This window comes from Streptomyces sp. NPDC004542, from assembly GCF_040610035.1.
GTDB lineage: Bacteria > Actinomycetota > Actinomycetes > Streptomycetales > Streptomycetaceae > Streptomyces.
Genome location: NZ_JBEXLP010000023.1, coordinates 24,645 through 47,895, shown reverse-complemented (window position 1 = coordinate 47,895; position 23,251 = coordinate 24,645). Strand labels below are relative to the sequence as shown.

Sequence of the window (23,251 nt, the reverse complement as noted above, 5' to 3'; positions counted from 1 at the left end):
GGGGACGAAGTGACGCGCGCCGAGCAGACCGAACACCTCCGGATCGAGGGCGTCCCCTTGGTCGCCACCCTCGTGCGGGGCGGCGGCACAGGGCTGCTGGCCCTGCACGGCAGCAACGAGGGCGGCACGGCCGAACTCGCGCGCGTCGTGGCCCGCCGCTGCGGCGCCACCAGCCTGGTCTTCACCCAGCCGGAGACCCGGCGGCCCGTGCACATCCCGTCCCCGCGGATGGCGGTGGACCACTGCGCGCTCCTGAACGCGTTCCTGTCCCGGGTCTCCCTCACGGTCTCGCTGCACGGCCACATGCGCCCCGGGGCGCCCCGCACCGTCTTCCTGGGCGGCGGCAACCGGGGCGCCGCGCTCGTCCTCGCCCGGCAACTGAACGCCCTCGCCCCCGGGTTCCGGGTCGTCACCGGCCTTGCGGAGATACCGGCCGCCCTGCGCGGGCTGCACCCCAGGAACCCGGTCAACCTCACCCGCCGAGGGGGAGTCCAGGTGGAACTTCCGCTCCTGGCCCGCACCAGCGGCCCGGGGAGACGGGACGGCGTCCCCGACGAGCCCCCGTCACCGGTGGTCGAGGCGCTGGTCGCCGGTGTCGGGCGCCTCGCCGCGAGCCCGGACGGTCAGGGCCCGGCCACCTCCACCCAGGAGCCGCTCTGAGCCGACCGCACCATGGCGTCCAGCGCCTGCGCACTGCGCACCGCGTCGTCCAGGGTGGCGCCGTACGGCTTGTCCTCGGCGATGGAGCGCAGGAACCGGTACGCCTCGACGACCTTCAGGTCGTCGTAGCCCATGGCGTTGGCCGCGCCGGGCTGGAACGCCTCGAACTCGCCGTCGCCGGGACCCGCGTGGCGGGTGCTGACGGGCTGGTCCTGGTACCGCGTGCCGAGGCTGACCCCGAGTTCGCCCATGCGGCGGAAGTCCCAGAACACCGCTCCCTCGCTGCCGTGCACCTCGAATCCGTAGTTGTTCTGCTCGCCGACCGAGACCCGGCAGGCCTCCAGGACGCCGCGGGCGCCGGAGGCGAAGCGCAGCAGGCAGTTGACGTAGTCCTCGTTCTCGACCGGGCCGAGGTCGCCGCCGGCCGCCCGGGTGTGTCCGGCGGTGGCGCCGGTGGGACGGGCCCGTTCGGGGATGAACACAGCGGTGTCGGCGGTCAGGGAGACGATGTCGCCGAGCAGGAACCGGGCGAGGTCCACGCCGTGCGAGGCGAGGTCGCCGAGCACGCCGTGGCCGCCGCGCTCGCGTTCGTAGCGCCAGGTCAGCGCGCCTTCCGGGTGGGCGGCGTAGTCGCTCAGCAGGCGGATGCGGGCGTGGGTGACGGTGCCGAGCCCGCCGGAGGCGATCAGGTCGCGGGCCGTCTCGACGGCGGGTGCGTTGCGGTAGTTGAAGCCGACCGCGCTGTGCACGCCGGCCCGCGCGGCCGCGCCGGCGACCGCGCGGGCGTCGTCGGCGCTCAGGCCCACCGGCTTCTCGATCCAGATGTGCTTGCCGGCCTCGGCCATCGCGACGCCGATCTGCCGGTGCAGGAAGTTCGGCGCGGTGATGCTGACCGCCTTGACACGCGGGTCGGCGGCCACCTCCCGCCAGTCGCGGGTGGCCGAGGCGAAACCGAACCGCCCGGCGGCCTCCTCGGCCCGGCCCGGGACCTCCTCGGCGACCGCGACCAGCTCCGGCCTGAGCCCCAGCCGCGGATAGTGGTGCGGGAGGCGGGCGTACGCCTGGGTGTGCACCCGGCCCATCCAGCCGAACCCGACGACGGCGACACCGAGCGAATCCACCATGACAGCCCTTCTTTGGACCGGTCCACGTCCCTGTCCGGCCCACCCTCGGCGGCATCGGTGCAGGTGTCAACCCTTTGACAGGCGTCACCGGCTCGTGGAACGGTCCACGTCATGAGTGCGCCGACCATCCGCGACGTGGCCGAACGGGCCGGGGTCTCCAAGTCCCTGGTCTCGCTGGTGCTGCGCGGCTCCGGCCCGGTGCGCCCCGAGAAGCGGCAGGCCGTGCTGCGGGCCGTACGGGAACTCGGCTACCGGCCGAACGCCGCCGCCCGCAGCCTCAGCGAACAGCGCACCCGGACCGTCGGCGTCCTCCTCGACGACCTGCGCAACCCGTGGTTCGTCGACCTCCTGGACGGCCTCAACCCGCTGCTGCACGCGGCCGGCCTGCACATGCTGCTCGCCGACGCCCGGCTGAACCGGCGCGGCGGCCACGACCTGACCGGCCCGTTCCAGGACCTCGGCGTCGACGGCCTGGTCGTCGTCGGCACCCTGCCCGACCCGGCCGTCCTCACCCCGGTCGCCGCACGGCTGCCCGTCGTCGTCGCGGGCGCCCGCGAGCCGGTGCTGCCCGGGGTCGACATCGTGGCCGGGGACGACGAGCACGGCGCCCGGCTGGTCACCGAGCACCTCATCGGGCTCGGCCACCGCCGCATCGCGCACCTCGCCGGCCTCGGCGCGGTCGCCGGACTGCGCCGCCGCGGTTTCGAGGCGACGATGCGGGAGCACGGGCTGGCCGACCGGGCGGCGGTGGAGCCGGGCGACCTGACCGAGGAGGGCGGCTACCGCGCCGCGGTGCGCGCGCTCAGCCGCCCGGAGCGGCCCACCGCGCTCCTCGCGGTCAACGACATCGCCTCCGTCGGCGCGCTGTCGGCCGCCGCGGAGCTGGGACTGCGGGTCCCCGGGGACGTCTCCGTGACCGGGTACGACGACACCAGCATCGCCCGGCTGCGCCACGTCTGGCTGACCAGCGTCGACACCGCCCCGCACGAGGTCGGCCGCCGTGCCGCCCGCTGTCTCCTGGACCGGCTGGACGGGCACGGGGGAGAGGGCGGCGTCCACCTGGCCGCTCCGGCGCTGCGGGTCCGGGGGACGACGGCGGCGCCCCCGCCTGTCACGGGTTGACCGCGTACACCTTCCGCAGTGTCCCGTCGACCGTCCAGGTGGTCCGGTCGCCGGGGCGGACGGCGCCCGGCCGTGGACCCAGTGTGCGCGATCCCCGCAGGTCGCACGAGGCTTCGCCGCGGACGCGACGAAGTGGCGGGGTGCGCCGGGCCGCGTGATCGTGGAGAGCGCCGCACCTGTCAGCCCACGAAGAGCGTGAAGAGAGCAGCCCCATGACGGACAGCACGGAGGCCGTCCCCTGGCGGCCCGCGCACGACCGCCGGTCCATGCTGCTCTTCGGCGGTGTCTACGGCGCCGTGGTGGCCAGCGCCATGCTGGCGGCGCTCACCGAGTACGGGCGCTACTCCCGGGCCGACCGGCGCTACGACGCCGCCTGGCTGCTGGTGACCGCTCTGGCCTCCGCCCTGGCGCACGGCTACGCCCACTACATCGCCGACCGCGGCCCCCGCCGGCGCGGGCAGGTCCTGCGGGCGCTGGCCGCCGAGTGGCCGCTGGTCGCGGCCATGCTGCCCAGCGTGCTGATCCTCGCGGGAGCGGGCTGGGGCTGGTGGCCGACGAGGAGCGTCGAGTACGCGGGGTTCTCCTTCAACATCGCACTGCTGTTCACTCTCGGTATGGCCTCGGCGCGGTCCGCGGGACGCGGCTGGGCCGTCGCGTCGGCCACCGGAGTGGGGGACGCGCTGATCGGGGTGATCGTGGTGGTGGCCAACGCGGTCATCAAGTAGCCGTGGCGCGGCTCCCGGCCGGCCGGGAGCCCGGCAGCAGCACCCGTACCGGTGCGGTAGGGTTGACCTGCGCGATCACGCGGGACACCCGCGTGGCACCGCACCGGGACGTGGCGCAGCTTGGTAGCGCACTTGACTGGGGGTCAAGGGGTCGCAGGTTCAAATCCTGTCGTCCCGACGTGCGAGGACGCAGCGAAGAGGCCGTGCCGGAGTGATCCGGCGCGGCCTCCCGCGTGTCCGGGCGGCCGGCGCTGGACCGGGCAGGGGCGAGCAGGCGGTGGGCGGTGCTCAAGGGCGCGCCCACAGCCGGTCGTGCTGGGGAACGGTCGTGCCGCCGCCGGCCCGCACGGCTTCCACCACCGTCTGGTGCAGGTTCCGGCTGTCCTGCCGGGAGGGGCACGGCACCGGACTGCCGGTCAGGGTGAACCACCCGGAGGTGCCGGTGTACTGGACCTTCACCTCGGCCTGCCTGCCGTTCCAGGTCGTGTGCACGGTCAGGTCCCCGGTGACGATCCCGGCCTCGTCGGTTCGGGCGCCCCCCTGCCCCGTGAACACGCCCGTCGTCGTCCATGATGTGTGGACCATGGCGTTTTCGGCCTTTCTTCGTGAAATGCTCTGACCTTCATGGTGACCGTCCGGCCCGCGGCGGGGCGCGTGCCGTCCGTCCCGCCGGCCGGGGCCGACCGGCCCCGGCGCACGGGGTGGCGGGGCCTGCCCGCCGTGGAGACGGAGACCGGACCGTCGAGCGGGAGCGAGGCGGAGCGCGAGGCGGGAGTCCGAGGCGGTGCGCGGTGCGGAGTGGGAGCAGGGACGACCCGCGCGACCGGGCCCGGTGTGGTGGGCGGTGGCCGTTCTCCTCGCGGCCGCCGTGGTCCTCGTCGCCGTCCTGCGCCGGCGTGAACTGGCGCAGGCCTACCACCTGATCACGGGAGTGCGCCCGCTGCCGGTGGCGGTCGCCGTGGTGTGCCAGGCGCTGTCGATCGTGTGCTTCGCCGCGGCGTACCGCTGGCTGCTGGCGGCGGGCGGGACCCGCTGGAGCCTGCGGCGCACCACGGCGCTGGTGGTGGCCGCCAACGCCGTGGCGGGCGCGTTGCCCGGCGGGGCGGCGTTCTCCGCCGCCTGGGTCTTCCGGCAGCTGCGCCGACGGGGCGTGCGGCAGGTGCTCGCGGCCGCGGTGCTGGTGGTGGCCGGTGCGCTGTCGATACTCGGCCTGACCGTCCTGCTCACGGCCGCGGTGGCCGCCGCGGGACCGGCGGGACTGCGGACCGTGCTGCTTCCGGTGGCCGGCGCGCTGCTGGTCCTGACGGTCGCCCTGGCGGTCGTCGGAGCGTCCCGCTTCCCGGGCTTCCGTGCCGCGGTGCGACGGGCGTGGACCGGCGCCGCGACGCGCTCCCGCCGCGTCCAGCGGGGTGAGGAGGCGCTCACCCGGCTGGTCGAGCAGGCCCGAGGCCTGCAGCCCGGCCTGCGGCCCTGGCTGCGGCCGTTCGTGTTCGCGCTGCTGAACTGGGTCTTGGACGTCGCCTGCCTGGCCGCCTGCCTGTGGGCGCTCGGCATCGCCGTGCCCTGGCACAGCCTGCTGCTGGTCTACGTCCTCACCCAGATCCCCGGCAGCCTGCGCCTGACCCCCGGCAGCCTCGGCATCGTGGAGACGAGCCTGTCCGCACTGCTCGTGCTGTACGGTCTGAGGCCCGGCCCGGCGATCGCCGCGACGCTCCTGTACCGGGCCGTCAGCTACTGGGCCCTGCAGCCCATCGGCTGGGCGAGCTGGCTCGCCCTCACCCTTCGGCCCGGTGTGCCGGGCCCGCCGTCCGGACCGCCGGAAAGGTGATCACCCCAGCTGCTCCGGGACCATGGAAGGGACCGTGCGCGGGAGCTTCGGTCCAGACACCGGGAGGTACGCGATGGTGGCCTCTGGCCGGCAGGTGATCGTCGTCGGCGTCGACGGGTCCGCGGCGAGCGAGGAGGCACTGCGCTGGGCGGCCCGGCAGGCCGGACTGACCGGAGCCGGGCTGCGGGTGGTCACCGCGTGGCGGCTGCCGGTGACGTACGGGTACGCCCCCGACTACTCGGGTGTCGGCTACCAGGACAGGGCCCGCGAAACGCTCGACGCCACGATCGGCCGGGTGCTCGGCCCGACGCCACGGCTGCCCGTCGACCCCCGGGTCGAGGAAGGCCGTCCCGCCGAGGTCCTCCTCACCGCGGCACGCGAGGCGGACCTGCTGGTCGTCGGCACCCGCGGGCACGGTGCGTTCGCAGGGACGCTGCTCGGCTCGACGGCCCAGCACTGCGTGCGCCACGCACCCTGCCCGGTGCTCGTCGTACCGCCCGGCACGGCCTCCCGGAGCCGGGGCACCGCGGACCGGCCGGCCTGACCGCCCCGCGTGGCCGCGATCCGCGCGGTGGTGCCGGGCACCCGCTGCCCGCGGGTGATGCCGGTGGGTCAGCGCGGCGCGGCTCGGGGGCACCGGGTGCGCGGCCGGACCGGGCCGCCGCCGAGGCCGGTCACCGGTGGGGAGCGCGCACCCCCGGCTCCGGACGCCCCGGAGGCGTCGCCGCGCCGACGGCTCCGGCACCGTCCCCTCCGTCCGCACGGCCGGGCTCCCGGCGAAGGACGTCGAGGACGACGGAGCCGTCGACGGTCTCGTGGGCGATCAGTTGCCCGGCCAGCCGCTCGAGGGCGGACCGGTGGCCGCGCAGCAGCGTGACCGCACGCTGTTCGGCCTGGCGCAGCAGGCGGGCGACCTCCTCGTCGACGATGCGCTGGGTCTGCTCCGAGTAGGCCGGCCGGCCTGCATCGTCGGCGGTCTCACCGAGGAAGTGCGGCTGGGTGGAGGCGTAACCGATCGGGCCGAGTTCCGGGGAGAGACCGAACTCGCGGACCATGCGGGTGGCGATCTGGGTGGCCCCGGCCAGATCGTTGGCGGCTCCCGTCGATCCCTCGCCGAAGACCACGAGTTCGGCCGCCCGCCCGCCCAGGCGCACCGCCAGCAGGTCGATCAGATAACTCTCGCTGTACAGGTGGCGTTCGGCTTCGGGGAGTTGCTCGGTGACCCCGAGGGTGAGGCCGGCCGGCAGGATGGTGACCTTCGCCACCGGGTCGGCGTGCTCGCACAGGGCCGCGACCAAGGCGTGGCCCGACTCGTGGACGGCCACCGAGCGGCGTTCCTCGGGCAGCAGCGCGTTGGAGGACTCCCGGCGTCCCAGGAGCACCCGGTCGCGGGCGGCGTCGAGGTCGTGCACCTCGATCCGGGTGCGGTCGTTCCGTACGGCGTTGATGGCTCCCTCGTTGACCAGGTTGGCGAGGTCCGCGCCGGAGAATCCGGGCGTGGCGCGTGCCACGGCGTCCAGGTCGACCTCCGGGGCCAGGGTCTTGTCACGGGTGTGCACGGCGAGGATCGCGGCCCGCTCGGACTGGTTGGGCAGCGGGACGGTGACCTGGCGGTCGAAGCGCCCGGGGCGCAGCAGGGCCGGGTCGAGGGCATCGGGCCGGTTGGTGGCGGCCAGGACCACGATGCCGCTGGACTGGTCGAATCCGTCCATCTCGGACAGCAGCTGGTTGAGGGTCTGCTCGCGCTCGTCGTTGCCGCCCAGCCGGGCCCCGCCGGCGCGCCGCGACCCGAGCGCGTCGATCTCGTCGATGAAGATGATCGACGGGGCGCGTTTGCGGGCTTCGCCGAACAGGTCGCGCACCCGCGAGGCGCCCACGCCGACGAACATCTCCACGAACGCGGACCCGGTCACCGACAGGAACGGCACGTCCGCCTCGCCGGCGACGGCCCGCGCGAGGAGCGTCTTGCCGGTTCCGGGCGGACCCACCATGATCACGCCTCGGGGGCCTTTGGCGCCTGCGGCGGTGTAGCGGCCGGGATTGCGCAGGAAGTCGACGACCTCGCTGATCTCCTGCTTGACCCCGTCGTACCCGGCGATGTCGTGGAAGCCGGTGGTGGGCCGCTCCGCCTCGATGATCTTCGCGCGCGAGCGTCCGACGGCGCTCAGCCCGCCGGTCACCGAGCCCGCGGCCCGGCGTCCGAGCCACACGAAGAAGCCGACCAGCAGCAGGAACGGCAGGAACGCGACGAGGACCGACAGCCATGCGGAGCCGCCGCCGCTGCTCTGCTTGGCGGTGATCGCGACGTGGTGCGAGGTCAGCTGCTGCTGGAGCTGGGCCCCGGTGCCCAGTGCGGTGGGGATCTGCGTGGTGAACGTGGTGCCGTCCTTCAGGGTGCCGGTGACCGCGCCCTTGTCGTTGACGTCGACCGTCTGCACCTGGCTGGCGCCCACCTTGCCGACGAAGTCGCTGTAGGACAGCGATGCCGGGTGCGGCCCGGCTTCCCGCCGCGAGAGCAGCAGGACGACGAGGAACGTCATCAGGATCCACCAGAGCATCCACCGTCCGCCGGGCGGCCGCGACTGCCGGGACGGGGGCTTGGGCGGTTCACGCGGGGGCCCGGGCCGGGCGGGCGGCGTCAGATGCCGGTGCGGCATCCGCACTCGAGTGATCACCGGTCCCACGCCCTTCGATCGGCAACGTCCCCCGTCCACCAGCCTGGCCCCGGCCGTTCCCGCGGGGCATGGGTCGGTCGGCCCTGATACGGGCCGACCGGTCGCGGTCCGCTCCGTCGGACCTGCCGCGGCGGCCCGTGCTACGCGGCCGTGTCGTCGACGGTGTAGTCGATCATCGGTCTGACGGTGACGACGCCGTCCACGCCGTGGGCGAGCCGTTCGGCGATCTGGGCGGTGCTGCGGTTCTCGACCCCGCCGCGCAGGGTGACGACACCGTCGTGCACCTGGACCTGCACCTCCGTTCCGCCCAGGTGGAGCATTCCCTCCAGTACGTCGTCGCGGATCTCCTCCCGGATCTCCTCGTCGGGGCGCAGGAAGACACGCAGGAGGTCGGAGCGGCTGACGATGCCGATGATGCGGTCCGTCTCGTCCACCACCAGGAGCCGTCTGACGCGATGGTGGTCCATCGTCCGGGCCGCCTGCGCGACCGGCCAGGCGGCGTGCGCGGTGACCACGGGTGTGGTCATCAGCCCGGCGGCGTTCTCCGCGCGTGCCTTGGCCTTCTCGTGCGGCCAGCCGGGTGCCGCCCGGCCGCCGTACTCCCCGGGCTGCGCGGCCTGCTTGCGCAGCAGATCGGTTTCGGACACCAGTCCCATGGGCGTGCCGTGTTCGTCGGCCACGGGAACGGCGCTCAGACCGTGCGTGGACAGTACGGAGGTGATCTCCTTGAACGGGGTGTCGGGGCGGACGGTGACGACGTCGCGTGTCATCACATCGCCGACGGTGCTGTGCTGGGCGGTCATCTTCGCAGCTCCCTCCTTCACGCCCGCGGTGCGCCTCCCGTGTCGCCGGCGCCGGGGCCGAGGCGGTTCGTGACGTCGACGACACCGTCGACGCTCTCGCACAGCCGCACCGCGATGGGGATGAGGCTCTGGTGCGGCACGACGCCGGTGAGGGTCACCCGGCCGTCGGCGACCCGGACCGTGACCGAGGCGGGGTCCAGGCCGAGGGTCCGGGTCAGGACGTCGGTCGTGATCTCCTCGTAGATCGCGACGTCCCGGCGCAGGAAGACCTTGACGAGGTCGGCGCGGCTGATGATGCCCACCAGCCGGTCGGCGTCGTCCACGACGGGCAGTCGTTTGACCTTGTGGCGGGCCATGGCGCGGGCCGCCTCCACCACCGACCACTGCGGGCGTGCCGTGACGACCGGGGCGGTCATCAGCCCCTTCGCGGTCGATGCGGGTGCCGCGGCGCTGTCCGCCGCCGGCGGGTGCTCGTCGGCAGGCTGTCCGCCCGGACCGGGCCGGCTCCGCGCGGCGCGCAGCAGGTCCGCCTCGGAGACGACGCCGACGGGGTGGTCCCGGTCGTCGACGACCGGGACCGCGGTGATGCCGTGCTCCGCCAGACGCACGGCTATGTCCTTGAAGCCCGTGTCGGGCCGCACGCGCACCACGGCGGTCGTCATGAGGTCCGCGACCTTCCGGTGCAGCATGTCCTCACTCCCTCGGTTCGAGCCATGCGGCGCGCGCGGTCCCGTGCCGTCGCTCAGGCGGCCGGCTGGAGGAGCAGAGCCCTGATGTCGTGGGGGAGTTGTTCCAGGGCCGCTTCCAGGTGCCCGGGTGAGACGTGCTCGCGTACGACGCCGGTGACCGCGGCGGCGATCCGGGGCACGTCCTCGGCGGTGACCCTGGCCTCCTGGACGAAGCGGTTCGTGTAGCCCTCACGGTCGTACTTGACCGGTACGACGCTGGGGTCCCAGCCGTCGTAGTAGACGCCCCGCCACATCTCCGGCAACTGGGCGGCGAAGTGGGCGGCGACGTCGACGGTGAGCCTGTCGCGCAGGGTGTGCAGCCAGGTGCGCAGGATCCGGTGGGCGAAGTGGCGGTCTTCCGTCTCCAGGGATTCGGACACCGCCTTGAGCCAGATGTTCGCGCTGTGGATGGCGTGCTCGAAGTCGGGCGGGTGTGTGGGGGGCATGGATCTTCCCTTCCAGTCCAGAAGGGGCGGGGTTACGGCACGGACCGGTCCTTCCCTGCCCAGGGCTCCATGCTAGGGCGGCCGGAGCCGGTCGGCAGCCGCACCGCCGCGGGGCACCGGCTCCCTGGCCGTGCGCAGGGGCCGGTGGAGCGCAAGTCTGGAAAGTGGCAGACACGGCGAAGGAGGCTGTCATGAAGAGATCGGCACCGCAGCAGGCTCCCGAGATCCAGGTGGAGACCCAGGGACGGATGCCGCCAGGAGCCGTCGAGTACGCGCAGGAGAAGGTCCGGGCGCTCACCGGCCGGACCCGCGAGCCGGTCCTGTTCGGCCGCGTCAAGCTGACCCACCTGGCCAACCCCGCCATGGAGCGGCCCGCGATCGCCCAGGCCAACCTGGACGTCAACGGGCGTCCGGCCCGGGCGCACGTGGCCGCCACGACCGTGACCGAGGCCGTCGACCTGCTGCAGGACCGGCTCGCCACGCGGTTGGAGCGCCTGGAACGGCACTGGGAGGCCCGACGCGGCAGGACGCCCGTGCCGGGCCCGCACGAATGGCGTCACGGCAGCGAGCCCGCGCACCGCCCCGACTACTTCCCGCGCCCGGCCGAGGAGCGGCGGGTCGTGCGGCACAAGTCCTTCTCGCTGGCCCGGGAGTCGCCCGACGAAGCGGCCTTCGAACTGGAGACGATGGATTACGACTTCCACCTCTTCACCGACATCGGCACGGACGAGGACAGTGTGCTGTACCGGTCCGGCCCGACCGGCTACCGCCTCGCCCAGGTCCACCCGCGACACCGGCCGGCCGGCCCGGTGGCCGTGCCGCTGACCGTGAGCGAGCTGCCCGCGCCCCGGATGGACGTGGCCGAGGCGAAGCAGCGGCTGGACCTCACCGGTTATCCGTTCGTGTTCTTCGCCGACGCCGGCACCGGGCGGGGAAACGTGCTGTACCACCGCTACGACGGTCACTACGGCTTGATCTCCCCCGTCGAGTAGCGGCCGGGCACACTCCGGCGGGTGCTCACCGGGGGCGCCGCTTCCGCCGGGACGCCGGCCTGCGGCCGGCGTCCCGGCGGTCCATGGAGTACACGGTCCGGCCTCCTCACCCCGCGAGCCGGGTCACCGCCTGTCGCGGTGCGGCTGCCCGAACGGCGTGGCGGCTGCCGGATGGGTCTCGATGACACATCCGGGGCCGGGAAAGATCTCTGTCTCGTGACCGTCCTCGTAGCGCACCCGGTAGGGCGGTTCGCCGTCGCGGCCGAGCACCTTCAAGACGGTGGCGTGGTGTTCGGGCGTTCCCACGGTCCTGCCGGTGAACCGCAGCACGTCGCCTTCGTGCGCCTTCATCGTGACTCACCTCGTCCCTGCCGTCCCCCTGCCGTCCTTTCCTTCTCCGTTCAGGATGACTCCGGGAGCCGGCTCACGCAGAAGGGCCGTTCGGGCACCTCGGGATTCAGGCCGGGGCGGGGAGCACCGGTGCGCGCAGTCGCCGGGCCGCGGTGAGCCAGGCGCGGGTCAGCGCGCCGCGTGCCAGGCCGAGGGCCCGCGCCTGTCCCGGTTCGCCGTCGAGCCGGAGCGGCGCGCCGACGTGCACGCACAGCCTGGGCCGGCGCAGGGGCGCGGTCAGCACCCTGGCCACCTGTCCGGCACAGCTGCCCGAGGCCAGTGCCCGGGATCCAGCCTGGCCGACGGGCACCACCGGGGCACCGCTGGCGCGCGCGAGGTGGAACAGGCCCGGGTGGAAGGGCAGGGGCGCGGCCTCGCGGACGCCCTCACGGTGCGGGATCCCGCCCTCCGGGTACAGCAGGACGGACCGGCCCGCGGCGAGGGCGACCCGGGCGTCCTGGATCGCCTGCGCGGCCCGCGGGTCGTGACGGTGGACGGGGATGTGCCCTTCCCGGGTGAGGAGACGGCCGAGCACGGGGATCCGCCACACCCCCGCGGCGGCCAGGACGACCGGTTCCGTGCCGAGGCGGTGCAGCGCGGCGAGGACGACTGCGGGATCGCCGAGGGAGGTGTGGTTGGCGATGAGGATGCTGCCCTCGGCCGGCGCGGCGCCGGTGTCCGTAGTGACGTCCAGCCGGCCGAGGACCGGTACCACCGCCGCCGCGACGCGTGCGAGCGTGACACCGCCCCCGGTGCGGCGGCGACCGGTCATGGCCGGGCGGCCCACAGCCCCCGGACGTGGCCCGGATGCCGGTTCATGACCTCGTGCGCGGCCTGCTCGTCACGGGCCGGCAGGGCGTCGGGCAGTTCGAGGTGCTCCTCGGCGGAGGCCGCCGGCCGGCCCGCCTCCGCCGGCGCGGTGAGGCCGTGGAGGCGGGAGCGTCCGCGCAGGCCGGCGACCACCTCGACGAGGTGGAGCGCCGTGCTCTCACCGGCCGGGGCCGGCGGCGCCGTCGTACGGTCCGTGCTCATCCGGAGCCGCTGCCTCCGCGAGAGGGTCCGTCAGGGCGGCGGCCCCGGTGCGGGCGGTGCGTGTGGGGCGGGGGCGAGGCGGGCCGGGCGCGGGCGGCGCGCTCGGGTGTCGTCACGCCGACGTGCCGTCCGCCGCAGCGGGGGCAGACCGCGTCGTCGAGGGGCGACCGCAGGGCCCGCCCGGCCTCGTCGACGTACTCCTGGGTGTACACGGAGACCGGGTCGGTGAAGAACACCACCTGGAAGACGGCCTGCCAGACGTGACCGCAGCCGGAGCACACGAACACGAACGTCTCGGGCACGGCTCCGGGAACCTCCCCGGTCACCCGGCGCGGCTCCTCGTCCATCGCATCCGGCCCCCTTCCGCCGGGGCCTCCCGCTCCGGGGCCCACTCCCAGGTCATCGCGCCGGCCGCCGCCCGGCAACTCGAACGCCCCGCCCCCGCCGTGGCCCAGGGGGTGGACACCCCCTTGACGCCGCCGCGAGCCGGATCGACACTCGCCATGGGAATCCTAGTGAACGGGTAGGAAAACATGGGGCACCTCGGGACGGCCGCCGGCCGCGTGAGCCGCACACCGGCCTCACCCCTGCTCACCTCCCGCCGGCACATCGACCTGCTGCGCGTCTGCAGCGCACGATCAGCCTCCCGGCCGAGCTGAGCCGACCCGGGAAGCCCGGCCCCGTCCGGTACGCCCCGGCGCACCCTGTCCGACGACCCGACGACGCACCCGCCGCGCGGACGCCCGCGCGCCCGTACCCGGGGAGACGCATGTCCATCACTCCGCTCGCCGCCGTCCCGCCCGCCCGCCGGACCGCCCCCGCCTTCCGGGGCCGCCTCGGCAGGGACGCGCGCAGCGGCCACCCCGCCGTGCCGCACCGCTACCGGATCCATCTGTCGACCGCCTGCCCCGACGGCCTGCGCCTGGCCATCGGGCACAGCCTGCTCGGCCTCGACGGCAGCTGTCCGGTCACCTTCCTGCCCGCCGAACCGGACCGTCCCGGCGGGGGCCACTCGGCCCTGCGCCCGCTGTACGAGGCGAGCGCGCACCACTACGCCGGGCCGGCGCTCGGGCCGGTGCTCAGCGACGACTGGTCCGGACGCATCGTCAGCACCCACGCCCCGGACATACTGCGCGACCTGGACCGCTTCCCCCGGGACGGCCGCGCCGCGCTGTACCCGTGCGGTACCGAGAGCGAGATCGCGGCCGTCGAACGGCTCTGCGCCGAGGGCATCCAGCAGGCCGCGCAGCGCGCCGGACAGGCCGACGCCGACCCCGCCGAGCGCGCCGCCGCGCTGGAGTCGCTGCTGGACACGCTGGGCAGGCTGGAGCGCTACCTGCGCGGAGGGGACGGGCAGGACCACCTCGTCGGTGACCGGCTCACCGCCGCCGACATCGAACTGTGGGTCGCGCTGGTGCAGTTGGACACCGTGCACCGCTGTCACCTGGACGCCTCCGCCGTGCACCGCATCGCCGGCCACCCGGCGCTGTGGGCCTACGCCCGGCGCCTGGCCGCCCATCCCGCCTTCGGGACCCACCTCGACCTCGACGGCATCGCCCGCCGCCACCACGGCCGCTGCCAGGGTCTCGAGGCCGCCGGAGCCGCCGTCCAGATCCTGGACTGGATGGGTCACGCCGCGGCCTGCCCGGGTGCGGGTGCGCAGGTCAGCGACGCCTGAGTCGGTCCGACAGCTGGACAGGCGTTGACAATTCTCCCGTACGACTGCCTTACTTACGGCTCTGGCAAGCGCACGGCCCGTCCGGGCCGGCCCGGCGACAGGTGACGGACATGTACGCAGCATTCAGGACGGCGGCCCGCCGCCCCCTGAGCTGCGTGCGGCCCTCCGCGAACCTTCTGGTCGCCGACCGTGCCGTCGATCTGCTCCGCGTCAGCAGCGCGCTGTGTACCGCACCGGGCCGTGCCCGCCGCCGGGGCTGACCGCTTCCCCACCCTCTCCCGCCGCCCCGCGGCCCCGCGTCGGCCCCGACGCCCCTCGCACGCCCGCCGTGCCGCCGTCCGTCCAGGCCCCGCCCGCCCCGTACGTCCCCGTGCGCCGCTGCCCGCCGTGCCGCAGTGCGGTTCCCGCCCTGCCGCCGTAGCGCCGTAGCCGCACCGCGCCGCCGTCCGGGCCGGAGGGTTGTCCGACTCCGCTGGAGCCCGTCATGAGTGAACCCCCAGGCGCCGTCGTGTCCCTCGCCGAGGCACCACCCGCCGACACCCCGTCAGAAGTCCTCAGAGCGCAGCGCGTTCAGCCGCTGCGCCGGCCCGGCCGGTGGATCGTCACCGCCGTCGTCCTCGTGCTCGTCGCGCAGATCCTGCACGGACTGGCCACCAACCCGTTCTACCAGTGGGACCGCTTCCGCTACTGGTTCCTGCGCCCCACCATCCTCGACGGGCTCGTCGTCACGCTCGAAGTCGCCGCGCTCAGCGCCGTACTGGGCCTGCTCGGCGGCATCCTGCTGGCCCTCGGCCGGCTCTCCGGCAGCCCGGTGCTGCGGGCGGTGAGCTGGACCTACACCTGGCTGTTCCGCTCGGTCCCGCTGATCGTCGTCCTGATCTTCCTCTACAACTTCAGCGCCCTGTACCGGACGTTGAGCCTCGGCATCCCCTTCGGACCGGCCTTCGTCACCTTCGACGAATCGAGACTCGCCACCGACATGACGGTCGCCGTCATCGGTCTGAGCCTCAACGAGGCGGCCTACGCGGCCGAGGTCGTGCGCGGCGGAATCCTCTCCGTCGACCAGGGCCAGCACGAGGCGGCGGCCGCGCTCGGCCTGCCCAAGGGCTACCAGTTCACCCGCATCGTCTTCCCGCAGGCCCTGAGGTCCATCACCCCGAACTACGTCAACCAGCTCATCGGCCTGATCAAGGGAACCTCCCTGGTGTTCTACGTCTCCCTGCTCGACCTGTTCGGCTCGGTGCAGACCATGGGCAGCACCTACCCCGGCGACATCGTGCCGCTGCTGCTCGTCGCCACCGTCTGGTACCTGATCCTGACCAGCGTGGTGTCCGTCGTCCAGTTCTACGTCGAGCGGTACTTCGCCCGCGGCGCCACCCGCAGCCTGCCGCCGACCCCGCTGCAGAAGGCGCGGGCGGGCCTCGCCGAGTTCCGGACCCGACTGCGCGGGGAGGCCGCCGTATGACCGCCACCGGCACCCCGGCGGTCACCCCGGCCGCCCTCGAGGTGCACAACGTCCACAAGTGGTACGGCACCCACCGCGTCCTCGACGGTGTCGACCTGACCGTCCGTCCCGGCGAAGTGACCGTCGTCATCGGCCCGTCCGGCTCCGGCAAGTCCACCCTGCTGCGGGTCATCAACCACCTGGAGAAGCCGGAGGTCGGCCACGTCAGCGTCGGCGGCGAGCTGATCGGCGTGAAGCGGAACGGGGAGCGGCTCAAGGAACTCGGTGAGCGCACCATCCTGGCCCAGCGCAGCCGGATCGGTTTCGTCTTCCAGAACTTCAATCTCTTCCCGCATCTGACCGTCCTGGAGAACGTCGCCGCCGCGCCCGTCGCCACCGGCACGCTGACCCGGCCCGAGGCGCGGGAGCTGGCACGCGAACTGCTCACCCGGGTCGGCCTCGGCGACCGTAGCGGCGCCTACCCGCGGCAGCTGTCCGGCGGGCAGCAGCAGCGGGTCGCCATCGCCCGCGCCCTGGCCCTGCGCCCCGGGATCATCCTCTTCGACGAGCCGACCTCGGCACTCGACCCCGAACTCGTCGGCGAGGTCCTCTCCGTCATCAAGGACCTGGCGACCAGCGGCACCACGCTCGTCATCGTCACCCACGAGATCGGCTTCGCCCGCGAGGTGGCCGACCGGATCGTCTTCATCGACGGCGGAAAAATCGTCGAACAGGGCCCGCCCGGACAGGTCCTGGACAGCCCCCGCCACGAGCGGACCAGGGACTTCCTCAGCAAGGTCCTCTGAACCTCCCCTCACATCACCCTCCTCACCACCCGTCCCGGACGACAAGGACAGCCATGCCCAGCCACTTCTCCCGACGCAGCCTGATCCGCGGCATCACCGCGGCGACCGCCGCCGCCACCCTCGCCACCGGGCTCGCCGCCTGCGGTGGCGACAGCGAGGCCGCCACGTCCGCCGCGGCGGACGACGCCGCCGGCACGGTGACCGTGGGCAGGGTGTCCAACGGCGCGGCCCGGCCGACCGAGCTGAAGGTCTCCGAGGTGAAGTCCATCAGCGCCGAACTGCCGGCCTCCGTCCGCAAGAGCGGCGTCCTGAGGATCGGTGTCGGTGCCCTGCCCGACGGCTTCCCGCCGCTGGCCTACATCGGCGACGACCAGAAGACCCTCACCGGCGCCGAACCGGACCTCGGCCGCCTGGTCGCCGCCGTCCTCGGACTGAAGCCGCAGTTCTCCAACGCCACCTGGGAGAACATGTTCGTCGGCATCGACAGCGGCAAGTACGACGCCGCCTTCGCCAACATCACCGACACCGAGGAACGCAAGAAGAAGTACGACTTCGCCTCCTACCGCAAGGACAACGTCGGCTTCGAGGTGCTGAAGAAGAGCACGTGGAACTTCGACGGCGACTACGAGAACCTCGCCGGCCGGACGGTCGCCGTCGACAACGGCACCAACCAGGAGAAGATCCTCCTCGAGTGGCAGACGAAGCTGAAGAAGGAGGGCAAGAACCTCACCGTCAAGCACTACCAGAGCAAGAACGCCACCTACCTGGCGCTGACCGGCGGCAGGATCGACGCCTACTTCGCCGCCAACCCGGGTGTCGCCTACCACATCACCCAGACCGCCAAGTCGCCGAACCCCACCCGTAGCGCGGGCACGTTCTCCGGCGCGGGCGCCACCCTGCAGGGCCTGATCGCCGCGACCACGAAGAAGGACAGCGGGCTCGCCGAACCCTTCGCGGACGCCATCGACCACCTCATCGAGAACGGGCAGTACGCCAAGTGGCTGGCCGCCTACAACCTCTCCGACGAGGCCGTCACCAAGGCCGAGGTCAACCCGCCCGGGCTGCCGCTCGACAACTCCTGACGTCCCCCCGCCGGCCCGCGTCCCCGCGCGGGCCGGCGCCGCGCCCTCGTACGGATCTCCAGGAAGGCACCCCCTCGTGTCCCCCACCCCTTCTTCCCTCCTGCACCTCGCCGTCGCCCTGGACGGCACCGGCTGGCACCCGGCGTCCTGGCGCGAGCCGGTGGCGCGGCCCCGGGAGCTGTTCACCGCCGGTTACTGGGCCGGCCTGGTCACCGAGGCGGAGGCCGGGCTCCTCGACTTCGTGACCATCGAGGACGGCCTCGGCCCGCAGTCCTCGCACGTCCTGGAGCCGGACGAACGCACCGACCAGGTACGCGGCCGGCTGGACGCCGTGCTCATCGCCTCCCGGGTCGCCCCGCTCACCCGGCACATCGGCCTGGTGCCGACCGTGGTGGCCACCCACACGGAGCCGTTCCACATCTCCAAGGCGATCGCCACCCTCGACTACGTCAGCACCGGCCGCGCGGGCCTGCGCGTGCAGGTCAGCGCCCGGCCGGACGAGGCCGCCCACTTCGGCCGCCGCACCGTCCCCCGCATCGACGCCTACGACAGCCCGGCCGCACAGGAACTGGTCACGGACCTGTTCGACGAGGCCGCCGACCACGTGGAGGTCGTCCGCCGCCTCTGGGACAGCTGGGAGGACGACGCGGAGATCCGGGACACGGCCACCGGCCGCTTCATCGACCGCGACAAACTGCACTACATCGACTTCGAGGGCCGCCACTTCAGCGTCAAGGGCCCCTCGATCACGCCCCGGCCGCCCCAGGGACAGCCGGTGGTCAGCGCGCTCGCCCACCGGACGGTGCCCTACCGGCTCGTGGCCCGGCAGGCCGACGTCGGCTACGTCACCCCGCACGACGCCGACCGGGCCCGCGCCATCGTCGCCGAGATCCGCGCCGAGCAGGAGGCGGCCGGGCGCGCCGACGACCGGCTGCACATCTTCGGCGACCTGGTGGTCTTCCTGGACGAGCACCCGGACCGGGCCGCGGCCCGGCGCGAGCGCCTCGACGCCCTCGCGGGCACCCCGTACACCAGCGACGCCCGGATCTTCACCGGCACCCCCGGCGAACTCGCCCACCTCCTGGAGGAGTTGCGGGATTCCGGACTGACCGGCTTCCGGCTGCGGCCGGCCGTGCTCGGCCACGACCTGCCGCAGATCACCCGGGGACTCGTGCCCGAGCTCCAGCGCCGGGGCCTGTTCCGCGGCTCCTACGAGGCCGGTACCCTGCGCGGCCTGCTCGGGCTCGCCCGCCCCGCCAACCGCTACGCCGCCGCCACCGTCTGAGCCCGAGGGACGAGACGACCATGAGCAAGCCACTGAAGCAGATCCACCTGGCCGCCCACTTCCCGGGCGTCAACAACACCACCGTGTGGAGCGACCCGGCCGCCGGCAGCCACATCGAGTTCAGCTCCTTCGCGCACTTCGCGCGCACCGCCGAACGCGCCAAGTTCGACTTCCTGTTCCTCGCCGAGGGCCTCAGGCTGCGCGAACAGGGCGGCCGGATCTACGACCTGGACGTGGTCGGCCGCCCCGACACGTTCACCGTGCTCGCCGCGCTCGCCGCCGTCACCGACCGGCTCGGTCTGACCGGCACCATCAACTCCACCTTCAACGAGCCCTACGAGGTGGCCCGGCAGTTCGCCAGCCTCGACCACCTCTCCGGCGGCCGCGCCGCCTGGAACGTCGTCACGTCCTGGGACGCCTTCACCGGCGAGAACTTCCGCCGGGGCGGCTTCCTGCCGCAGGAGGAGCGCTACGCGCGCGCCGAGGAGTTCCTGGCCACCGCGAACGAGCTGTTCGACTCCTGGCCCGGTGACGAGATCGTCGCCGACCAGGCCACCGGCACCTTCCTCGGCGACGCACGGGCCGGCGCCTTCGTGCACCGGGGCGAGCAGTTCGACATCCACGGCCGCTTCAACGTCCCCCGCTCCCCGCAGGGCCGCCCGGTGATCTTCCAGGCGGGCGACTCCGAGGAGGGCCGGGAGTTCGCCGCCTCCAGTGCCGACGCCATCTTCAGCCGGCACGCCACCCTCGAGCAGGGCCAGGCCTTCTACACCGACGTCAAGGCCCGCCTCGCCCGGTACGGCCGGCGTCCCGACCAGCTGCTCGTCCTGCCCGCCGCGACCTTCGTCCTCGGCGACACCGACGCCGAGGCCGAGGAACTCGCGCGCGAGGTGCGCCGGCAGCAGGTCAGCGGGGCCACCGCCATCAAGCACCTGGAGTTCGTCTGGAACCGGGACCTGTCCGCGTACGACCCGGACGGCCCGCTGCCCGACGTCGACCCGGTGGTCGGCGAGGAGCACATCTCCCGCGGCCGCGCCCAGGTACGGATGTACCGCGACCCGCTCGCCACCGCCCGGGAGTGGCGGGAGCTCGCCGAGGCCCACGGCTGGTCCATCCGCGACCTGGTCATCAACACCGGCAACCGGCAGACCTTCGTCGGCTCCCCGTCCACCGTCGCGAAGACCATCGACGCGTTCGTGCAGGCGGACGCGGCCGACGGCTTCATCCTCGTCCCGCACATCACCCCCGGCGGCCTCGACCCGTTCGCCGACAAGGTCGTCCCGCTGCTGCAGGAACAGGGCGTCTTCCGCGCCGACTACGAGGGCACCACCCTGCGCGACCACCTGGGCCTCGCCCACCCCGACGCGGCCTGACCCGGCCGCCCGCCCGGGCCGGCCGCGTGGTGCGGGGACCGGCGCGGCCGCGGACGTCTCCCTCCCCCGAAGGCGACGTCCGCGGCCCTTCCCCCGGCGCCGGACCGTGGTCCGGACGTCCGCGTCGCGGCCCGTGCTGTCACCAGCACATGACGGCCGTCTCGCCCGAACCCCAGGTGGAGTACAGGCGGACGCGGACGACGTAGCGGCGGCCCGAGACGAGCCGGACCCGGACCGTGGCGTTGCCCGGTGTGCCGCCGTCGTCCCGGCCGGCGAGGTAACGCGGCTCCCCGTCGCGTTCCTCGAAGACCACGAGCACACTGTCGGCGTCCCCGAAGGTGCCCACGCGGTACGCGCGGGTCTCCGGCGGCTCGACGGTGAAGTCGGCCTGCGCGCCGGAGCCGAGGCGAAGCGGCGCCGAGCGGAACGGCACCAGCACCGGCGGCCGGGCGGGCCCGGGCGGCGGATACCAGCGGAGCGCGAACTCCTTGTCCGCCGGGGATAGCGAACCCGGCGGGCGCAGGCCCGCGCGGTACTGCTCCGGCTCCAGTACCAGCCCCGGCCCCAGGGTGAACCCCATCACCGACTGCGGATCCCACACGGACCCGTTGACCTCGCACGCGTCCAGCCTGCGCAGGATGTTCGCGTACGTCGTGTCCCGGGTCCAGAAGTTCGGCGGGCCCGCCAGATCGGCGTACACGGCCTCGTCGTCCCAGTGGATGCCCGCGACCGGGCTCTGGTGCTCGTGCAGCATGCCGAGCGCGTGCCCGATCTCGTGCAGCGCCGTCCCGCGCTCCCCGGGCGCGGTCAGGTCCCAGCCGAAGTTCATGGTGCGCTCGCCCCGGCCGACCGCCAGCGCGTCCCGGCCGACCGCCGACCAGCAGCCGTCACCGGACTGGAAGCCGACGCGCAGTTCCGCCTCCCGGCGGTCGCCGACCTCGGCGAAGGTCACGCCGATGCCGAGGTGCTGCCACTGCCGGAAACCCTCGCGGACCACTTCGCGCTGCTCCTCGGCCCCGACCCAGGACACCCGGCGGGTCTCCCCGGTCCCCGGTACGGGGATCACCGAGGCGTCGGTGCCGGCATCGAAGAAGTAGTAGTGCAGGACTGTGCCGTTGACCCACATCCGCCGCCCGCCGGTCAGCGCGCTCAGCCGCTCGGCGGCCAGCCCCGGTGCGAAGGAGGGGGCCGGCTGCCGCGGGAGCGAGCAGTAGCGAGCGGTCATGCGACCAGCCTGCCGCCGCCCGGCCCCGGGCGCCTGAGTCGGGGCCTGCTCAAGTCCCCCTGTATCAGACCTGAGTATCCCGTCTCCCACTGATGTGACGACCTACGAAGCGGACGCGCGGACACTCGAGCCCCTGCCCTGGCCGTTCACCGGCCGTGCGGACGAACTGGACCTGGTCCGCCGGTGTCTGACCGGCGCACGGCACGGCATCGTGGTGACCGGGCCGTCCGGCCACGGCAAGACGCGGCTGGTCACCGAGGCCGTGCGGGGCACCGACTGCGCCCGGGTGACCGGGACGCCGGGGATGCGCGGGCTCGACTTCGCCGCGTTCGCACACCTGCTGCCCGGGGCGGTCTCGCTGCACCGCGCGGTGCGGCTGCTGTCCGGTGTACGCCTGCTCGTGGTCGACGACGCGCATCTCCTCGACGACGCCTCCGCCGCCCTGGTCCACCAGCTCGCCGTGCACGGCCGCACCCGCCTCGTGGTGATCGCGGCGGACGACGGCGCCCCGGTGCCCGCTGCCGTGTCCCGGCTGTGGACCGGCGAGCTGCTGCCCCGCCTCGCCCTGGAGCCGCTGCCCCGCGAGGAGACCGAGAGGCTGCTCACCGCGGGCGTGGGCCGCGTCCCGGAGCCGCTCACGGCGGGCCGGCTGCACCGGCTCTGCGGGGGCGACCTCCGGCTGCTGCGCGCCCTGGTGGACGCGCTGCGCGAGGGCGGCCCGCCGTACCCGGCCGCAGCGGACGAATGGGCCTGGCGCGGCCCGGTGCCGGTGACCGCCGCCGTACGCGAACGCGTCGCCCCCGCCCTGGAGGGCCGCGGCCCCGGCGAACGGGAGAGCCTGGAGCGCCTCGCCTTCGCCGAACCGCTGCCCCTGCACCTCGACGACCTGGACCTGGACACCGTGGAACGCCTGGAGGCCGCTGGTCTCGTCCGGGCCGACGACGAGGGTGCCGTCCGCCTCGCCCACCCCCTGCACGGCGCCGTGCTGCGAGCCGGCGGGGGACGGCTGCGCGCCCGGCGGCAGGCGCGCGCACCGCGGGACTGCGGGCCGGCCCTGGCGGCCGAACAGCGGGCGCTGGCCCGCCGGATCGAGCGGGCGGACGTACGGGCCCTGCCGACGCCGGTGGGGGAGTGGCTGGCCGGGGAGGGTGCCCCGGTCCCGGCCGGGTACGCCGCCGTCCGCGCCCGGTTCGCACGGCTGCGCGGGGAGGTCCGGGAGGCGGCGGCCTGGGCACGGGAGGGACTGCGCGCGACCCCGGACGACCCGGCCTGCCGGGCCGAACTCGCCGCGGTCGTTCCCCGGCTGCCGCAGCCGGCCGCCACCGACGACCCGTACGCCCGCTACGACGCCGTACGCCTCGGCGCCCCCGAACGGGTCGTCGGACGCCTCCCGGACGAAGTGTTCGCGCGGCACGCGGACGCCCTCGCCCGCGGCGACGGACCCGCGCTGGACCGGGCGGCCGAGGGGCTGCGGCAGCGCGGCTTCCTGCTGTTCGCGGCCGAGGCGTACGCCCAGGCCGCCCGCACGCACCGCGACCCGGGCGCCGCCCGGACCTCGCGCACCCGCGCGCTCGCCCTCGCCCGCCGCTGCCAGGGCGCCCGCACCCCGGCCCTGTCCGGACTGGTACTGGGCGAACTCACCGCGCGGCAACGGCAGATCGTCGCCCTGGCGGCGGCCGGACTGAGCAACCGGCAGATCGCCCAGCGGCTCACGCTGTCGGTGCGTACCGTCGGCAACCACCTGTACAGCGCCTACACGCGGCTCGGGGCGAGCGACCGGCAACAGCTGCCGTGGCTGGTGGAACCGCCGGCCGGGCGGTCTGCGTGAGGGGA

24 protein-coding genes, 1 tRNA gene and 1 pseudogene are annotated in these 23,251 nt (G+C 74.1%); 15 read left to right on the top strand and 11 right to left on the bottom strand.

Going from position 1 to position 23,251, the window contains the following annotated elements; translation table 11 throughout:
- The first annotated feature begins 9 nt into the window (after positions 1 to 9).
- The gene (locus tag ABZX30_RS15665) at positions 10 to 660 is read left to right on the top strand and encodes a poly-gamma-glutamate hydrolase family protein (RefSeq protein ID WP_355933710.1); all 651 of its coding nucleotides are present in this window, start codon (positions 10 to 12) and stop codon (positions 658 to 660) included.
- Here ABZX30_RS15665 and ABZX30_RS15660 read toward each other — a convergent pair.
- Entirely contained in the window at positions 624 to 1,784 is a 1,161-nt protein-coding gene (locus ABZX30_RS15660) for a Gfo/Idh/MocA family oxidoreductase (RefSeq protein WP_355933707.1), read from the bottom strand. The two genes, ABZX30_RS15665 and ABZX30_RS15660, sit on opposite strands and share 37 nt — an antisense overlap.
- A 111-nt stretch (positions 1,785 to 1,895) precedes the next feature.
- On the opposite strand from ABZX30_RS15660, the gene ABZX30_RS15655 reads away from it, so the two are divergent.
- From ABZX30_RS15655 to ABZX30_RS15645, 3 genes are all read left to right on the top strand, one after another.
- The gene (locus tag ABZX30_RS15655) at positions 1,896 to 2,906 is read left to right on the top strand and encodes a LacI family DNA-binding transcriptional regulator (RefSeq protein ID WP_355933705.1); all 1,011 of its coding nucleotides are present in this window, start codon (positions 1,896 to 1,898) and stop codon (positions 2,904 to 2,906) included.
- A gap of 212 nt (positions 2,907 to 3,118) precedes the next feature.
- On the top strand, positions 3,119 to 3,631 hold the full coding sequence (locus tag ABZX30_RS15650; RefSeq protein ID WP_355933703.1) for a hypothetical protein: 513 nt from the start codon (positions 3,119 to 3,121) through the stop codon (positions 3,629 to 3,631).
- A 104-nt stretch (positions 3,632 to 3,735) separates the two neighbouring features.
- Positions 3,736 to 3,809, top strand: a tRNA-Pro gene (locus tag ABZX30_RS15645).
- Positions 3,810 to 3,919: 110 nt separating this feature from the next.
- On the opposite strand, the gene ABZX30_RS15640 is transcribed toward ABZX30_RS15645, so the two are convergent.
- Positions 3,920 to 4,216 (bottom strand): hypothetical protein, encoded by a 297-nt coding sequence (locus tag ABZX30_RS15640; RefSeq protein ID WP_355933701.1) that lies wholly within the window; start codon positions 4,214 to 4,216, stop codon positions 3,920 to 3,922.
- A 259-nt stretch (positions 4,217 to 4,475) separates the two neighbouring features.
- On the opposite strand from ABZX30_RS15640, the gene ABZX30_RS15635 reads away from it, so the two are divergent.
- The gene (locus ABZX30_RS15635) at positions 4,476 to 5,459 is read left to right on the top strand and encodes a lysylphosphatidylglycerol synthase transmembrane domain-containing protein (protein WP_355933698.1); all 984 of its coding nucleotides are present in this window, start codon (positions 4,476 to 4,478) and stop codon (positions 5,457 to 5,459) included.
- A 73-nt stretch (positions 5,460 to 5,532) separates the two neighbouring features.
- A complete protein-coding gene (locus ABZX30_RS15630) occupies positions 5,533 to 6,003 on the top strand; it encodes a universal stress protein (protein ID WP_355933696.1) in 471 nt (156 codons plus the stop codon).
- A 130-nt stretch (positions 6,004 to 6,133) separates the two neighbouring features.
- Here ABZX30_RS15630 and ftsH read toward each other — a convergent pair whose 3' ends face one another.
- The 4 genes from ftsH to ABZX30_RS15610 form a co-directional block, all read right to left on the bottom strand.
- Positions 6,134 to 8,017: an ATP-dependent zinc metalloprotease FtsH gene (gene ftsH / locus ABZX30_RS15625; RefSeq protein WP_355933693.1), complete on the bottom strand. Its 1,884-nt coding sequence runs from the start codon at positions 8,015 to 8,017 to the stop codon at positions 6,134 to 6,136.
- Positions 8,018 to 8,274: 257 nt separating this feature from the next.
- Complete coding sequence (locus tag ABZX30_RS15620; RefSeq protein ID WP_355933690.1) at positions 8,275 to 8,937, bottom strand: CBS domain-containing protein; 663 nt, start codon at positions 8,935 to 8,937, stop codon at positions 8,275 to 8,277.
- A gap of 17 nt (positions 8,938 to 8,954) precedes the next feature.
- Positions 8,955 to 9,626 (bottom strand): CBS domain-containing protein, encoded by a 672-nt coding sequence (locus ABZX30_RS15615; protein WP_355933687.1) that lies wholly within the window; start codon positions 9,624 to 9,626, stop codon positions 8,955 to 8,957.
- 53 nt (positions 9,627 to 9,679) lie between these two features.
- Complete coding sequence (locus ABZX30_RS15610) at positions 9,680 to 10,111, bottom strand: DUF2267 domain-containing protein (protein ID WP_355933685.1); 432 nt, start codon at positions 10,109 to 10,111, stop codon at positions 9,680 to 9,682.
- Positions 10,112 to 10,302: 191 nt separating this feature from the next.
- On the opposite strand from ABZX30_RS15610, the gene ABZX30_RS15605 reads away from it, so the two are divergent.
- Positions 10,303 to 11,103, top strand: a complete 801-nt coding sequence (locus tag ABZX30_RS15605) for a sigma 54 modulation/S30EA ribosomal C-terminal domain-containing protein (protein WP_355933683.1) — start codon at positions 10,303 to 10,305, stop codon at positions 11,101 to 11,103.
- Between the two features lie 123 nt (positions 11,104 to 11,226).
- Here the strand turns inward: ABZX30_RS15605 and ABZX30_RS15600 are convergent, their stop codons facing one another.
- From ABZX30_RS15600 to ABZX30_RS15585, 4 genes and pseudogenes are all read right to left on the bottom strand, one after another.
- Positions 11,227 to 11,454, bottom strand: coding sequence for a DUF1918 domain-containing protein (locus ABZX30_RS15600; RefSeq protein ID WP_355933680.1), 228 nt, complete (start codon positions 11,452 to 11,454; stop codon positions 11,227 to 11,229).
- A gap of 106 nt (positions 11,455 to 11,560) precedes the next feature.
- The gene (locus tag ABZX30_RS15595) at positions 11,561 to 12,265 is read right to left on the bottom strand and encodes a lysophospholipid acyltransferase family protein (protein ID WP_355933678.1); all 705 of its coding nucleotides are present in this window, start codon (positions 12,263 to 12,265) and stop codon (positions 11,561 to 11,563) included.
- Positions 12,262 to 12,468 (bottom strand): annotated as a pseudogene (locus ABZX30_RS15590) (FCD domain-containing protein); the annotation flags it as partial. The gene ABZX30_RS15595 and the pseudogene ABZX30_RS15590, both read right to left, overlap by 4 nt.
- Before the next feature lie 53 nt (positions 12,469 to 12,521).
- Positions 12,522 to 12,872: a hypothetical protein gene (locus ABZX30_RS15585; RefSeq protein ID WP_355933675.1), complete on the bottom strand. Its 351-nt coding sequence runs from the start codon at positions 12,870 to 12,872 to the stop codon at positions 12,522 to 12,524.
- A gap of 422 nt (positions 12,873 to 13,294) precedes the next feature.
- On the opposite strand from ABZX30_RS15585, the gene ABZX30_RS15580 reads away from it, so the two are divergent.
- The 7 genes from ABZX30_RS15580 (at position 13,295) to ABZX30_RS15550 (ending at position 20,193) form a co-directional block, all read left to right on the top strand.
- Entirely contained in the window at positions 13,295 to 14,203 is a 909-nt protein-coding gene (locus tag ABZX30_RS15580; RefSeq protein ID WP_355933674.1) for a glutathione S-transferase C-terminal domain-containing protein, read from the top strand.
- 110 nt (positions 14,204 to 14,313) lie between these two features.
- A complete protein-coding gene (locus tag ABZX30_RS15575) occupies positions 14,314 to 14,463 on the top strand; it encodes a hypothetical protein (RefSeq protein WP_355933671.1) in 150 nt (49 codons plus the stop codon).
- Between the two features lie 224 nt (positions 14,464 to 14,687).
- The gene (locus ABZX30_RS15570) at positions 14,688 to 15,668 is read left to right on the top strand and encodes an amino acid ABC transporter permease (protein WP_355933669.1); all 981 of its coding nucleotides are present in this window, start codon (positions 14,688 to 14,690) and stop codon (positions 15,666 to 15,668) included.
- Complete coding sequence (locus ABZX30_RS15565; RefSeq protein ID WP_355933666.1) at positions 15,665 to 16,453, top strand: amino acid ABC transporter ATP-binding protein; 789 nt, start codon at positions 15,665 to 15,667, stop codon at positions 16,451 to 16,453. The genes ABZX30_RS15570 and ABZX30_RS15565 overlap by 4 nt, the downstream gene beginning before the upstream one ends.
- 53 nt (positions 16,454 to 16,506) lie before the next feature.
- Positions 16,507 to 17,535 carry an ABC transporter substrate-binding protein gene (locus ABZX30_RS15560; protein WP_355933665.1) on the top strand — a complete coding sequence of 343 codons (1,029 nt, stop codon included), beginning with the start codon at positions 16,507 to 16,509 and terminating at the stop codon, positions 17,533 to 17,535.
- 76 nt (positions 17,536 to 17,611) lie between these two features.
- Positions 17,612 to 18,820 carry an LLM class flavin-dependent oxidoreductase gene (locus ABZX30_RS15555; RefSeq protein WP_355933664.1) on the top strand — a complete coding sequence of 403 codons (1,209 nt, stop codon included), beginning with the start codon at positions 17,612 to 17,614 and terminating at the stop codon, positions 18,818 to 18,820.
- Between the two features lie 20 nt (positions 18,821 to 18,840).
- Entirely contained in the window at positions 18,841 to 20,193 is a 1,353-nt protein-coding gene (locus tag ABZX30_RS15550; protein ID WP_355933662.1) for an NtaA/DmoA family FMN-dependent monooxygenase, read from the top strand.
- A gap of 139 nt (positions 20,194 to 20,332) precedes the next feature.
- Here ABZX30_RS15550 and ABZX30_RS15545 read toward each other — a convergent pair whose 3' ends face one another.
- On the bottom strand, positions 20,333 to 21,418 hold the full coding sequence (locus ABZX30_RS15545; RefSeq protein ID WP_355933660.1) for a M12 family metallopeptidase: 1,086 nt from the start codon (positions 21,416 to 21,418) through the stop codon (positions 20,333 to 20,335).
- A gap of 94 nt (positions 21,419 to 21,512) precedes the next feature.
- Here ABZX30_RS15545 and ABZX30_RS15540 point away from each other — a divergent pair, with 94 nt between their 5' ends.
- On the top strand, positions 21,513 to 23,246 hold the full coding sequence (locus ABZX30_RS15540) for a LuxR C-terminal-related transcriptional regulator (protein ID WP_355933658.1): 1,734 nt from the start codon (positions 21,513 to 21,515) through the stop codon (positions 23,244 to 23,246).
- The last annotated feature ends 5 nt before the right edge of the window (positions 23,247 to 23,251 follow it).

Excerpts from the sequence above, each read along its gene's own strand:
- ABZX30_RS15575 (WP_355933671.1), top strand. The coding sequence starts at position 14,314 with ATGTACGCAGCATTCAGGACGGCGGCCCGCCGCCCCCTGAGCTGCGTG.
- ABZX30_RS15610 (WP_355933685.1), bottom strand. The coding sequence starts at position 10,111 with ATGCCCCCCACACACCCGCCCGACTTCGAGCACGCCATCCACAGCGCG.
- ABZX30_RS15660 (WP_355933707.1), bottom strand. The coding sequence starts at position 1,784 with ATGGTGGATTCGCTCGGTGTCGCCGTCGTCGGGTTCGGCTGGATGGGC.
- ABZX30_RS15550 (WP_355933662.1), top strand. The coding sequence starts at position 18,841 with ATGAGCAAGCCACTGAAGCAGATCCACCTGGCCGCCCACTTCCCGGGC.
- ABZX30_RS15570 (WP_355933669.1), top strand. The coding sequence starts at position 14,688 with ATGAGTGAACCCCCAGGCGCCGTCGTGTCCCTCGCCGAGGCACCACCC.
- ABZX30_RS15605 (WP_355933683.1), top strand. The coding sequence starts at position 10,303 with ATGAAGAGATCGGCACCGCAGCAGGCTCCCGAGATCCAGGTGGAGACC.
- ABZX30_RS15655 (WP_355933705.1), top strand. The coding sequence starts at position 1,896 with ATGAGTGCGCCGACCATCCGCGACGTGGCCGAACGGGCCGGGGTCTCC.
- ABZX30_RS15620 (WP_355933690.1), bottom strand. The coding sequence starts at position 8,937 with ATGACCGCCCAGCACAGCACCGTCGGCGATGTGATGACACGCGACGTC.
- ABZX30_RS15615 (WP_355933687.1), bottom strand. The coding sequence starts at position 9,626 with ATGCTGCACCGGAAGGTCGCGGACCTCATGACGACCGCCGTGGTGCGC.
- ABZX30_RS15630 (WP_355933696.1), top strand. The coding sequence starts at position 5,533 with ATGGTGGCCTCTGGCCGGCAGGTGATCGTCGTCGGCGTCGACGGGTCC.
- ABZX30_RS15545 (WP_355933660.1), bottom strand. The coding sequence starts at position 21,418 with ATGACCGCTCGCTACTGCTCGCTCCCGCGGCAGCCGGCCCCCTCCTTC.
- ABZX30_RS15600 (WP_355933680.1), bottom strand. The coding sequence starts at position 11,454 with ATGAAGGCGCACGAAGGCGACGTGCTGCGGTTCACCGGCAGGACCGTG.
- ABZX30_RS15640 (WP_355933701.1), bottom strand. The coding sequence starts at position 4,216 with ATGGTCCACACATCATGGACGACGACGGGCGTGTTCACGGGGCAGGGG.
- ABZX30_RS15585 (WP_355933675.1), bottom strand. The coding sequence starts at position 12,872 with ATGGACGAGGAGCCGCGCCGGGTGACCGGGGAGGTTCCCGGAGCCGTG.
- ftsH (WP_355933693.1), bottom strand. The coding sequence starts at position 8,017 with ATGCTCTGGTGGATCCTGATGACGTTCCTCGTCGTCCTGCTGCTCTCG.
- ABZX30_RS15650 (WP_355933703.1), top strand. The coding sequence starts at position 3,119 with ATGACGGACAGCACGGAGGCCGTCCCCTGGCGGCCCGCGCACGACCGC.
- ABZX30_RS15595 (WP_355933678.1), bottom strand. The coding sequence starts at position 12,265 with ATGACCGGTCGCCGCCGCACCGGGGGCGGTGTCACGCTCGCACGCGTC.
- ABZX30_RS15565 (WP_355933666.1), top strand. The coding sequence starts at position 15,665 with ATGACCGCCACCGGCACCCCGGCGGTCACCCCGGCCGCCCTCGAGGTG.
- ABZX30_RS15560 (WP_355933665.1), top strand. The coding sequence starts at position 16,507 with ATGCCCAGCCACTTCTCCCGACGCAGCCTGATCCGCGGCATCACCGCG.
- ABZX30_RS15580 (WP_355933674.1), top strand. The coding sequence starts at position 13,295 with ATGTCCATCACTCCGCTCGCCGCCGTCCCGCCCGCCCGCCGGACCGCC.